The organism is Streptomyces sp. NPDC005070 (assembly GCF_053600395.1).
Genome location: NZ_JBSFZS010000174.1, coordinates 1 through 11,745 on the forward strand (window position 1 = coordinate 1; position 11,745 = coordinate 11,745).

12 protein-coding genes are annotated in these 11,745 nt (G+C 70.4%); 3 read left to right on the forward strand and 9 right to left on the reverse strand.

From position 1 onward, the window contains the following. Positions 1-90: 90 nt before the first annotated feature. Positions 91-462, reverse strand: coding sequence for a holo-ACP synthase (locus ACWEBX_RS34075; protein WP_384789770.1), 372 nt, complete (start codon positions 460-462; stop codon positions 91-93). Positions 463-562: 100 nt separating this feature from the next. Further along, complete coding sequence (gene glmS / locus ACWEBX_RS34080) at positions 563-2,410, reverse strand: glutamine--fructose-6-phosphate transaminase (isomerizing) (protein WP_451888637.1); 1,848 nt, start codon at positions 2,408-2,410, stop codon at positions 563-565. Positions 2,411-2,579: 169 nt separating this feature from the next. On the opposite strand from glmS, the gene coaA reads away from it, so the two are divergent. Next, on the forward strand, positions 2,580-3,569 hold the full coding sequence (gene coaA, locus ACWEBX_RS34085; RefSeq protein WP_451888638.1) for a type I pantothenate kinase: 990 nt from the start codon (positions 2,580-2,582) through the stop codon (positions 3,567-3,569). A 41-nt stretch (positions 3,570-3,610) separates the two neighbouring features. Next, the gene (locus tag ACWEBX_RS34090; protein ID WP_451888639.1) at positions 3,611-4,546 is read left to right on the forward strand and encodes a DUF389 domain-containing protein; all 936 of its coding nucleotides are present in this window, start codon (positions 3,611-3,613) and stop codon (positions 4,544-4,546) included. 109 nt (positions 4,547-4,655) lie between these two features. Here ACWEBX_RS34090 and glmM read toward each other — a convergent pair whose 3' ends face one another. The 4 genes from glmM to ACWEBX_RS34110 form a co-directional block, all read right to left on the reverse strand. Beyond that, positions 4,656-6,014 (reverse strand): phosphoglucosamine mutase, encoded by a 1,359-nt coding sequence (gene glmM, locus ACWEBX_RS34095; RefSeq protein ID WP_451888640.1) that lies wholly within the window; start codon positions 6,012-6,014, stop codon positions 4,656-4,658. Positions 6,015-6,208: 194 nt separating this feature from the next. Then, a complete protein-coding gene (gene rpsI / locus ACWEBX_RS34100; protein WP_355991331.1) occupies positions 6,209-6,730 on the reverse strand; it encodes a 30S ribosomal protein S9 in 522 nt (173 codons plus the stop codon). Between the two features lie 42 nt (positions 6,731-6,772). Then, on the reverse strand, positions 6,773-7,216 hold the full coding sequence (rplM, locus tag ACWEBX_RS34105; protein ID WP_037626954.1) for a 50S ribosomal protein L13: 444 nt from the start codon (positions 7,214-7,216) through the stop codon (positions 6,773-6,775). A 223-nt stretch (positions 7,217-7,439) separates the two neighbouring features. After that, positions 7,440-8,636, reverse strand: a complete 1,197-nt coding sequence (locus tag ACWEBX_RS34110; RefSeq protein WP_451888641.1) for a glycosyltransferase family 87 protein — start codon at positions 8,634-8,636, stop codon at positions 7,440-7,442. A 74-nt stretch (positions 8,637-8,710) separates the two neighbouring features. Between ACWEBX_RS34110 and ACWEBX_RS34115 the strand changes: the two genes are divergently transcribed. Beyond that, a complete protein-coding gene (locus ACWEBX_RS34115; protein WP_451888642.1) occupies positions 8,711-9,598 on the forward strand; it encodes a hypothetical protein in 888 nt (295 codons plus the stop codon). 123 nt (positions 9,599-9,721) lie between these two features. Here the strand turns inward: ACWEBX_RS34115 and truA are convergent, their stop codons facing one another. From truA to ACWEBX_RS34130, 3 genes are all read right to left on the reverse strand, one after another. Further along, positions 9,722-10,588, reverse strand: coding sequence for a tRNA pseudouridine(38-40) synthase TruA (gene truA / locus ACWEBX_RS34120; protein WP_451888643.1), 867 nt, complete (start codon positions 10,586-10,588; stop codon positions 9,722-9,724). 92 nt (positions 10,589-10,680) lie between these two features. After that, positions 10,681-11,178, reverse strand: a complete 498-nt coding sequence (rplQ, locus tag ACWEBX_RS34125) for a 50S ribosomal protein L17 (protein ID WP_328670906.1) — start codon at positions 11,176-11,178, stop codon at positions 10,681-10,683. A 126-nt stretch (positions 11,179-11,304) separates the two neighbouring features. Then, positions 11,305-11,745, reverse strand: a 441-nt coding sequence (locus ACWEBX_RS34130; protein WP_451888644.1) for a DNA-directed RNA polymerase subunit alpha C-terminal domain-containing protein, incomplete at its 5' end; no start/stop codon positions are given.

An 11,745-nucleotide genomic window follows, 5' to 3' on the forward strand; every position in this document is an offset into this window, starting at 1 on the left:
CCGGTGCGGCGAGTGGGGGTCCCCCCTGCTCGAAGAGCTTGGGGGAGCGTGCCGGGAGTCGCGACGGGGCGAACGTTGCCTGTCGCGGCACTAGCCCTCCGCCACCACCACCGCCGAGGCCACCCCGGCGTCGTGACTGAGCGACACGTGCCAGGAACACACGCCGAGTTCGGCCGCGCGGGCCGCCACGGTGCCCTTCACCCGCAGCCGCGGCCGGCCGCTGTCCTCCACGTAGACCTCGGCGTCCGTCCAGTACAGCCCCGCCGGGGCGCCCAGCGCCTTGGCGAGCGCCTCCTTCGCGGCGAAGCGGGCCGCGAGCGAGGCGATGCCCCGCCGTTCACCGCTGGGAAGCAGCAACTCGCTCTCCACGAAGAGACGTTCGGCCAGCCCGGGCGTCCGCTCCAGCGACGCCCGGAACCGGTCGATCTCGGCCACGTCGATACCGACCCCGATGATGCTCATGTCCGCACCCTAGAGGGTCCGCACCCCGGGAGGTCCGAACCCCGGGGGTCCGCACTCCGAAGGGCCGGAGCTGCTCCGCGGCCTCACACGGCGGCCGCGCTCACTCCACCGTCACGGACTTCGCCAGGTTGCGCGGCTGGTCCACCTCGTTGCCCCGGGCCGTCGCCAGTTCGCAGGCGAACACCTGGAGCGGGACCGTCGACACCAGCGGCTGGAGCAGGGTGGGGGTGGCCGGGATGCGGATGAGGTGATCGGCGTACGGGACGACCGCCTCGTCGCCCTCCTCCGCGATGACGATCGTGCGGGCGCCCCTGGCCCGGATCTCCTGGATGTTGGAGACGATCTTGTCGTGCAGGACCGAGCGGCCGCGCGGCGAGGGGGCGACGACCACGACCGGCATGTCCTCCTCGATCAGCGCGATCGGGCCGTGCTTGAGCTCGCCCGCCGCGAAGCCCTCGGCGTGCATGTACGCCAGTTCCTTGAGCTTCAGGGCGCCTTCCAGCGCGACGGGGTAGCCCACGTGCCGGCCGAGGAACAGCACCGTGTTCTTGTCGGCGAGGGAGCGCGCGAGCTCCCGTACGGGCTCCATGGTCTCCAGGACCCGCTCGACCTCGCGGGAGATGCGGGACAGCTCCCGGATGACGGCCTGGATCTCGTCGCCCCACTTGGTGCCGCGCACCTGGCCCAGGTACAGCGCCACCAGATAGCAGGCCACGAGCTGGGTGAGGAACGCCTTGGTGGAGGCGACGGCGACCTCGGGGCCCGCGTGCGTGTACAGAACCGCGTCGGACTCGCGCGGGATCGTCGAGCCGTTGGTGTTGCAGATCGCCAGCACCCTGGCGCCCTGCTCGCGGGCGTGCCGCAGCGCCATCAGCGTGTCCATGGTCTCGCCGGACTGCGAGATGGCGATGACGAGTGTCTGCCGGTCCAGGATCGGGTCGCGGTAGCGGAACTCGCTGGCCAGCTCCACCTCGCACGGGATGCGCGTCCAGTGCTCGATGGCGTACTTGGCGATCAGTCCGGCGTGGAAGGCGGTCCCGCAGGCGACGATGACGACCTTGTCGGCCTCGCGCAGCGCCCGCACCGGGATGCGCACCTCGTCGAGCGTCAGCGAACCGGCCGCGTCGATCCGCCCCAGCAGGGTGTCGGCGACCGCCTTGGGCTGCTCGGCGATCTCCTTGAGCATGAAGTAGTCGTAGCCGCCCTTCTCCGCCGCCGACGCGTCCCAGTCGACGTGGTACGAGCGGACGTCCGCGGGGCTGCCGTCGAACCCGGTGACGATCACGCCGTCGCGGCGCAGTTCGACCACCTGGTCCTGGCCCAGCTCGATCGCCGACCGGGTGTGGGCGATGAACGCGGCGACGTCCGAGGCGAGAAAGGCCTCGCCCTCGCCGACACCGACTACCAGCGGCGAGTTCCGGCGTGCCCCGACGACCACGTCCGGCTCGTCGGCGTCCACCGCGACGAGCGTGAACGCGCCCTCCAGCCGCCGGCACACCAGCCGCATCGCCTCCGCCAGGTCCGCGCACGAGGAGTACTCCTCGGCGAGCAGATGGGCGACCACCTCGGTGTCCGTCTCGGAGGCCAGGTCGTGCCCCCGCTCGGCCAGTTCGTCGCGGAGCACGGCGAAGTTCTCGATGATGCCGTTGTGGACGACGGCGACCCGGCCCGCGTTGTCGAGATGCGGATGGGCGTTGGCGTCCGTGGGGCCGCCGTGGGTGGCCCAGCGGGTGTGCCCGATTCCCGTCGTTCCGGACGGCAGCGGTCTGCCGCCCAGCTCCTTCTCCAGGTTGACCAGCTTCCCGGCCTTCTTCGCGACGGCGAGTCCCCCGTCCGCGAGGACGGCGACTCCCGCCGAGTCGTATCCCCGGTACTCGAGCCTCTTCAGTCCGGCCATCACCACGTCGAGCGCCGGCTGCGACCCCACATATCCCACGATTCCGCACATGGCGGCAGCGTACGGTCCCCCGCCCGCCGAAATCAGGCGCACCGTGCCCGATATCGGAAATTCCGGCGGCCTTTCGGGGGCCGTCCGCGGGCCCGTCGACCCCCCTGGCTGTCACCTGGCGTGACGGACCCCACCCTCCATCCTGTCCATACTCCCGTAACAATGGACTGTGATCTCTCCGGTCTCCTCGTTGCCGCGGAGCGCCCACCGGTCCAAGCCGGAGGCGACTCCCTACGTCGACCTCACCCGTGCCGAGTGGAGCGCGCTGCGCGAAAAGACGCCGCTCCCGCTGAACGCCGAGGAGGTCGAGAAGCTGCGCGGTCTGGGCGATGTCATCGACCTCGACGAGGTGCGGGACATCTATCTGCCGCTGTCCCGGCTGCTGAACCTGTACGTCGGTGCCACGGACGGGCTCAGAGGCGCGCTGAACACCTTCCTCGGCGAGAAGGGCTCGCAGTCCGGCACCCCGTTCGTCATAGGCGTCGCCGGTTCCGTGGCCGTCGGCAAGTCCACCGTCGCCCGACTGCTCCAGGCGCTGCTCTCCCGCTGGCCCGAGCACCCCCGCGTCGAACTGGTCACCACGGACGGCTTCCTGCTCCCGACCAAGGACCTCGAAGCGCGCGGGCTGATGTCGCGCAAGGGTTTCCCCGAGTCGTACGACCGCCGGGCCCTGACCCGGTTCGTCGCGGACATCAAGGCGGGCAAGGACGAGGTGACGGCGCCCGTCTACTCGCACCTGATCTACGACATCGTCCCCGGCGAGCGGCTCACCGTCCGCCGCCCCGACATCCTCATCGTCGAGGGCCTGAACGTGCTGCAGCCGGCGCTGCCCGGCAAGGACGGCCGCACGCGGGTCGGCCTCGCCGACTACTTCGACTTCAGCGTGTACGTCGACGCCCGCCCCGAGGACATCGAGCGCTGGTACCTGAACCGCTTCCGCAAGCTGCGCGCGACGGCCTTCCAGAAACCCGACTCGTACTTCCGCAAGTACACCCAGGTCTCCGAGGAGGAGGCCCTCGACTACGCCCGGACGACCTGGCGCACCATCAACAGGCCGAACCTGCTGGAGAACGTGGCCCCCACCCGCGGCCGGGCGACCCTCGTCGTCCGCAAGGGCCCGGACCACAAGGTCCAGCGCCTGAGCCTGCGCAAGCTGTAGGCCCCGGACCGGCCCCCGTTACGTGCGGCTACTGTGCGGCCATGCTGCACCTGCGTCTGATCACACCCCCGGACCGGACCGACGACGTCGTAGGCCTCATCGAGCGCACGGTCGGCACCGCTCACCTCGTGGTGCTTCCCGGCGCGGCCCGCAGCCCGGTCGGCGACGTGGTGATGTGCGACGTCGCGCGCGAGGCGGGTGACGAGCTCATCGGCGGGCTGCGGGAGCTGGGGATCGACCGCACGGGCTCGATCGCGGTCGAGGACATCGACCTGTCCCTGTCGACGCGGGCCGACAAGGCCGAGGAGGAGGCCCCGGGCGAGGGCGTCGACGCGGTGCTCTGGGAGCACCTGGAGGAGGCCACGCACGAGGAGTCCACGCTGTCGGTCACCTACGTCGCGTTCATCACGATCGCCACGATGATCGCGGCCTGCGGTGTGGTGCTCGACAACGCGGTGCTGATCGTGGGCGCCATGGCCGTGGGGCCGGAGTTCGGCCCGCTGGCCGGGCTGTGCACGGCGATCGTGCAGCGGGGGCGGCGGCTTGCCCTGCGCTCCCTGACGGCGCTGCTGGCCGGTTTCGCGATCGCCATGGCGGTGACGGTGCTCTTCAGCCTGTTCATGAACGCGGTGGGACTGTTCAGCGAGGCGCAACTGGAGGGGCCGCGCCCCAACACCGGGTTCGTCTACGCCCCGGACTGGTTCTCCTTCGTCGTCGCGGTGCTCGCCGGCGCCGCCGGCATGCTGTCGCTGACCTCGGCCAAGTCCGGAGCCCTCGTCGGTGTCGCGATCTCCGTGACGACGGTCCCGGCCGCCGCGAACGCCGCGGTGGCCCTGAGCTACGGCGACATGGGCCAGACATGGGGCTCCACCAAGCAGTTGCTGTTCAACCTGCTCGGCATCGTGGTCGCCGGCACACTCACGCTGGTGGCCCAGAAGTGGTTCTGGGCGGCGCAGCGCAAGCGGCAGCCCGCGTAGCGGGAGAAATCCCGGCGCGAGGACGGCTCGGCGGGCCGTCCGTCCCCGCGCGTTCGTGAGGCCCGGCACCCCTCGGGATGCCGGGCCTCACGGATGGGCTCGCCGTGGTCTAGCCGAGCGCCGACTTCACGGCGTCGGCGAGGCGTGCGGCCACCGAGCGGGCGTGGTCGATGTCGGCGGCCTCGACCATGACGCGGACGAGCGGCTCGGTGCCGGAGGGGCGCAGCAGCACCCGTCCGGTGGCGCCGAGTTCCCGCTCGGCGTCGGCCACCGCGGCCGCGAGCTCGGCGGAGGTGTTCACCCGCGTCCGGTCGACGTCCGGCACGTTGATGAGGACCTGCGGCAGCCGCTCCATCACCGAGGCGAGGTCCTTGAGCGTCCGGCCGGTCTGGGCGACCCGGGCCGCGAGGAACAGACCGGTGAGCGTGCCGTCGCCGGTGGTGGCGTGGTCGAGGACGATGACGTGCCCGGACTGCTCGCCGCCGAGCGCGTAGCCGTGCTGCTTCATCTCCTCCAGGACGTACCGGTCACCGACCCCCGTCTGGACCAGGGCGACGCCCTCGCGCTCCATGGCGAGCTTGAAGCCCAGGTTGGACATGACCGTCGCGACAACGGTGTCGGAGCGCAGTGCGGAACGCTCCCGCATCGCCAGCGCGAGAACGGCCAGGATCTGGTCGCCGTCGATCTCCTCGCCCGTGTGGTCCACGGCGAGGCAGCGGTCGGCGTCGCCGTCGTGCGCGATGCCGAGGTCGGCGCCGTGCTCGACGACGGCGGCCTTGAGGAGGTCCAGATGGGTGGAGCCGCAGCCGTCGTTGATGTTGAGCCCGTCGGGCGTCGCGCCGATCGTGACGATCTCGGCACCGGCCCGCGTGAAGGCCTCGGGGGAAACCCGGGCGGCCGCGCCGTGCGCCTCGTCGAGGACGACCTTCAGACCGTCGAGGCGGTTGGGGAGAACACCGATGAGGTGGGCGACGTACTGGTCGAAGCCCTGGTCGTAGGAGTTCACCCGGCCGACGCCGGCGCCGGTCGGGCGGTCCCAGGGAGCGCCGGTGCGGTGCTCCTCGTAGACGCCCTCGATCCGGTTCTCCAGCTCGTCGGCGAGCTTGTGCCCGCCGCGGGCGAAGAACTTGATGCCGTTGTCGGGCATGGCGTTGTGGCTGGCGGAGAGCATCACGCCGAGGTCGGCGCCCAGTACCCCGGTGAGATACGCCACCGCGGGGGTGGGCAGCACACCGACGCGCAGGACGTCCACACCGGCGCTGGCGAGGCCGGCGATCACGGCGGCCTCCAGGAACTCCCCGGACGCGCGCGGATCCCGCCCGACCACCGCCACGGGCCGGTGGCCTTCGAACGTGCCCGCCTCGGCGAGTACGTGCGCCGCCGCAACGGACAGCCCGAGCGCGAGCTCGGCCGTCAGATCCGCGTTGGCGACACCACGCACGCCGTCCGTGCCGAAGAGTCGTCCCACTTGTCCTCCTGAGAAAGCTGCAGAGTACGGAAGTCCCCCGAGGATACGGAGTCATCCGATCACATGAGCCTTTGAGCACCTTGTGCCGTTATACGCCCAACCACTGTGATAAACGAACGCCCCGGCAGCACGGTGACGTGCCGCCGGGGCGTTCGGAGCTACGCGTACTTACGCGCAGAAGCAAGCAGCGAAGATTAACGCTTGCTGTACTGCGGAGCCTTACGGGCCTTCTTGAGACCGGCCTTCTTGCGCTCGACCGCGCGGTCGTCACGCTTGAGGTAACCGGCCTTCTTGAGGGCGCCGCGGTTGTTGTCCACGTCGGCCTCGTTCAGCGCGCGGGCCACGCCGAGGCGCAGGGCACCGGCCTGACCGGAGACGCCGCCACCCGAGATGCGGGCGATGACGTCGTAGCGGCCGTCGAGCTCGAGCACCTTGAAGGGCTCGTTGACTTCCTGCTGGTGGACCTTGTTCGGGAAGTAGTCCTCGAGCGTGCGCCCGTTGACCTTCCACTTGCCGGTGCCCGGGACGATCCGGACGCGGGCGATGGCGTTCTTGCGACGGCCCAGGCCGGCGGCCGGCTGCGGGTCGCCGAAGCGGCCGGCGAGGGACTCCGAGGTGTACTCACCCTCGACGGGGACCTCGGACTCGGTGGTGTAGTTCTCGATGTCGACGAGCTCAGTCTCTTCGACCGGCTGCTCAACGGTGGTCTCGGCCACGATTCTCCTCAGATTCTTTTTCGTCTTAGGGGGTGGCCGGAACTACTGCGCGACCTGGGTGATCTCGAACGGGACCGGCTGCTGAGCAGCGTGCGGGTGGTTCTCGCCCGCGTAGACCTTCAGCTTCGAGAGCACCTGACGGCCGAGGGTGTTCTTGGGAACCATGCCCCGGATGGCCTTCTCGACGGCCTTCTCGGGGTTCTTCGCCAGCAGCTCGTCGTAACGGACGGAGCGCAGACCACCCGGGTAACCGGAGTGGCGGTACGCCAGCTTCTGGGTCTTCTTGTTGCCGGAGAGGTGCACCTTGTCCGCGTTGATGATGATGACGAAGTCACCAGCGTCGACGTGGGGGGCGTAGATCGGCTTGTGCTTGCCCCGCAGAATGTTCGCGGCAGTGGTCGCCAGACGACCCAGGACGACATCCTGGGCGTCGATGACGTACCACTGGCGAGTGATGTCGCCGGGCTTGGGGCTGTACGTACGCACGGTCGTAGCCTTCGCTTCTTCAGTGAGTGGGTCCTGACATGGCCACCACGGACGATCACGACAGCCCTGACCGCACTGCGGTGACGCATACCGCGTGCTGGTCGCTGGTCATCGGCCCCGGTGGACCGGTGTAAGGGCCCCTCACGTGAGAATGAGCAAGCCAATACACATAACGAACTGCAAGCTTACCCGCGGTGGCCCGGAAGGGTCAAAACGCGAGTCCTCACACCCTCGTGGCCCGTCGTACCCGTCGCTGGGCGACGAAGTGGTCCGGGCCGGCGAGCGGCAGGTGACGGCGGCGCCGGAGCGCCACCGATGCAGTCATCACACACAGGGTAAAGCAGTCCCGGAACGAACGTCGGGTCACCGCTTCCAGCCAGGGCCAGTCCGCGCCGGGCATCTGCGGCACCAGCGCGAGCCAGAACCAGGGCCCACGGGCCGCCGCGCCGGGGTACGGCAGCCCCGCGAGCAGCAGCGGCACCACGACGAGCAGATAGTGGTCGTAGGACGGCCGGGACACCAGGAACGCCGAGAGCATCAGCAGCACCGCGGTCTCGGTGAGCCGCAGCGGCCCGGGGACACCGCGCGACCAGCGGCGGTACGCGGCCAGGACGCCGGCGCCCGCCGCCACGCAGGCGAGCGCGACCGCCACCGGGGAGGGCACCCCGAGACGCGGCAGCACGGCCACCGGAGAGGCCTCGTAGAGGCGGACGAAGTCGTCGTGGCCGCTCAGCAGGAACGGCAGGGTCCGTGTGACGAACGCCGCAGAATCGGGCATCAGCAGCGCCGCCCCGCCGGACGCCAGGGCGGGCACCAGAACCAGCGCGGCCAGCCCCCTCCAACGGCGCGCAAAAAGGAACAGGAGCGCCATGGGCGCGAGGAGCGGCTTGAGGGCGAGGGCCGCGCCGATGACCACTCCGGCCCACCCCCACCGCTCCCGCGCCGCCAGCAGCAGGGCGAGCGGCAGCGCCGCCGCGCAGATCACGGTCCAGTTGCCGAGCGCGACCAGGTGCCCGAAGGGTGCGAAACCCAGCGCGAGCCCGGCCGGTCCGAGCACCCCGAGGCGGCTGCGCCAGGGGACGCCGTGGACGCGCAGCGCGCACGCCCAGCCCGTCAGCAGCAGAGCGGTCACCGTCAGCGGGACCAGCAGCCGCAGCGCGGCCACCGGGAGCAGCGTCTGCGGCACCGCCGCGAGGACCGCGCCCGGGAGATAGAGGAAGTGCCGGTCGGTGTAGGGCGAACCGCCGTCCAGCCAGGTCCGCGCCGCGCGGACGACGATCGCGTTGTCCATCCCGCCGTCGGAGGTGTGGAGCGCGACGGCCACGGCGTGCGCGCACAGCACCGCCCCCGAGGCCGCCCACGCGTGCCAGGAGGCCCTACGCACCAACCACCCGGAGATGTCACTTTTGCCCTTGCGCATTCAGATCACGCTAGGGGCTCAAGTGCCCGGTGGAGCTGACCGGCACCCCCCAACCCCCGTCTAAGATGCGGCGCATGAGTTATGGGCAAGGTGGGCAGGGGCAGCCCCCGTGGGACCCCTGGAAGCCGGGTTCTCAGCAGGCGCCCCAGTGGAACAACCAGCGTTCCGGCGGGAATCCCGACTGGGCCGCCATGGCGGAGGCTTCCGAAACGCGCAACAAGCGGCGCAAAGTGCTGTTCATCGTGGGCGGGGCGCTGGCCACCGTCGCGGTCGGCGCTGCCGTGGCCATGGCCGTCGCCAACGCGAACGGCGACAACGAGGCCGCCAACCAGCCGTCCAAACTGCCCGCCAGCGCGGACATCCCCGGCGCCACGACACCGCAGCCGTCCTTCGAGCCGACCTCGGCTCCGCCGCCGCTGGATCCGAAGGAGTTCATATCCAGCGCGCAGAAGGACACCGCGCCGCTGAGTCCGGACATCCTCTTCCCCGGTACGCAGCTCACCGTGGGCAACCGCGTGTACCGCAAGGGTCCGACGGCCGACACGAAGAACTGCGCCTCGGTCGCGAAGGGCACGCTGCCGCCGGTCCTGACCAAGGACGGCTGCACCCGCTTCCTGCGCGTCAGCTACGTCAAGGACGGGGTGGCGGTGACGGTCGGCGTCGCGGTCTTCGACACCGAGGCCCAGGCGAGCAAGGCCAAGGCCGACGCGGACAGCAAGAGCATCATCGCCTCGCTGCCCGGCAACGGCATCAAGGCGTTCTGTGACGCGGCCGTCTGCCGTTCGACCACCAACGCCTACGGCCGTTACGCCTACTTCACCCTCGCCGGCTTCACCAACGGCAAGGACGTGACGCCGAAGGACACCGCGGTGTTCACGACCGGCGACGACCTCGCCGAGTTCGCGTTCCGTCAGATCGGCCGGCGGGGCCAGGCCCAGGCGTCGGCGGCGGCCGCCCGGTAGCGGTTCCGGGCGCGGCGGCCGACGAACACCGGCCGCCCGCCCCACCCTCCCCCGGCCTCCCGGCATCGCGGTCGACGCAGGTTCGGGCGTCCGCCCCGCGGGGACCGCGCCGGTGAGCAGACGTCAGCAGGACTCGCATCCCGCCGCACCCGGCAAGGTCCTCTTGTTGCGTGCCTCTTTGCTCCGTGCGGCCAGCAACTCGTCGGCGGGGTAACCGACTTCCTCGAGGGTCAGCCCGTGCGGCCGTACGACGTGAACGGCCGAGTCCCGTACGCCGGCGGCGAGCACCTTGCCCGGCCAGTCGGGTCCGCGGTGCCCGTCCCCCACGAACAGCAGGGCCCCGATCAGCGACCGCACCATGTTGTGGCAGAAGGCGTCGGCCCGCACGGCGGCGGTGATGACACCGTCCTCGCCCCGTACCAGGCTCAGTTGCTGGAGGGTGCGGATCGTCGTCGCGCCCTCGCGCTTCTTGCAGTACGCGGCGAAGTCGTGCTCCCCCAGCAGCCGCTGGGCGGCCTGGTTCATGGCGTCCACGTCCAACGGCCAGTCGTGCCACAGGACATGACTGCGCAACAGCGGGTCGACACCGCCGGGCTCGTCGGTCACGCGATAGGCGTAGCGCCGCCAGATCGCCGAGAAACGCGCGTTGAAGCCGGGGGGCGCCTCGGTGAGCGACCACACCCGCACGTCCTTGGACAGCCTCCCTGCGAGCCGCTTCAGCAGCTTCTCCCGGTGCTCGGCCCACAGTTCGTCGGGCAGGTCGACATGGGCCACCTGGCCGCGCGCGTGCACCCCGGCGTCGGTCCGCCCGGCCACGGTCAGCTCGTACGTGGTGTCCCTCGTCCGCGTCACCGTCCGCAGCGCGTCCTCGATCTCGCCCTGCACGGTCCTCTGTCCCCCGGCCTGCTTGGCCCACCCGGAGAACTCGGTCCCGTCGTACGACAGGTCCAACCGCACCCGGACGAACCCGGGCTCCGCTTCGTCACTCACACCTAGATCCTCTCAAACCCGGGTTCCTCCCCGGGAACGCGAAAGCGGGCCCGCCCCGAAAGGGACGGACCCGCTCACAGCAAGGCAGTGCCTCAGGCGTCCTTCGACTCCTCGGCGGGCGCCTCAGCGGCGTCCTCGACCTTGGTGTCCTCGACCTTGGCCGGGGCCTCGGTCTCCTTGGCGGCACGCTTGGTCGCAGCCTCGGCCTCACCGGTGGCCTGCTGGGCCACGGTCAGGGCCTCCACCAGCTCGATGACGGCCATGGGCGCGTTGTCGCCACGGCGGTTACCGATCTTGGTGATACGGGTGTAACCACCCGGGCGGTTCTCGTAGCGCGGGCCGATCTCGGTGAAGAGCGTGTGCACGATGCTCTTGTCCGTGATCACCGAGAGCACCTGACGGCGGTTGTGAAGGTCACCCTTCTTCGCCTTGGTGACCAGACGCTCCGCGTAGGGACGCAGGCGACGGGCCTTGGCCTCGGTGGTGGTGATGCGGCCGTGCTCGAAGAGCGACTTCGCGAGGTTCGCGAGGAGCAGCTTCTCGTGCGCGGCGCTGCCGCCCAGACGGGCACCCTTGGCGGGCTTCGGCATGGTGTTTCTCCTTGGTGTCTGCCCCGGCCGTATCAGGTACCGAGGTCAGTGTCCGAGCGGGCGATCGCCCGTCGAAGATCCGGGGTCCCGAGGGACCCCGGAGGACGGAAGCCGTCCAGTACCGGCTCAGTACTGCTCGGTCTCCACGAAACCCGCGTCCGCGTCGTCGTCGGCGCCGAAGGCGTCGGCGGCGGCGGTCGGGTCGAATCCGGGCGGGCTGTCCTTGAGGGCCAGGCCCATGCCGGCCAGCTTCGCCTTGACCTCGTCGATGGACTTCGCACCGAAGTTGCGGATGTCCAGGAGGTCGGCCTCGGAGCGGGCGACGAGCTCACCCACGGAGTGGATGCCCTCACGCTTGAGGCAGTTGTACGACCGAACGGTGAGCTCGAGCTCCTCGATCGGCAGGGCGAGATCAGCGGCGAGGGCGGCGTCCGTGGGGGACGGGCCCATGTCGATGCCCTCGGCGTCGATGTTGAGCTCGCGGGCCAGACCGAACAGCTCGACCAGGGTCTTACCGGCCGACGCCATGGCGTCACGGGGACGCATCGCCTGCTTGGTCTCGACGTC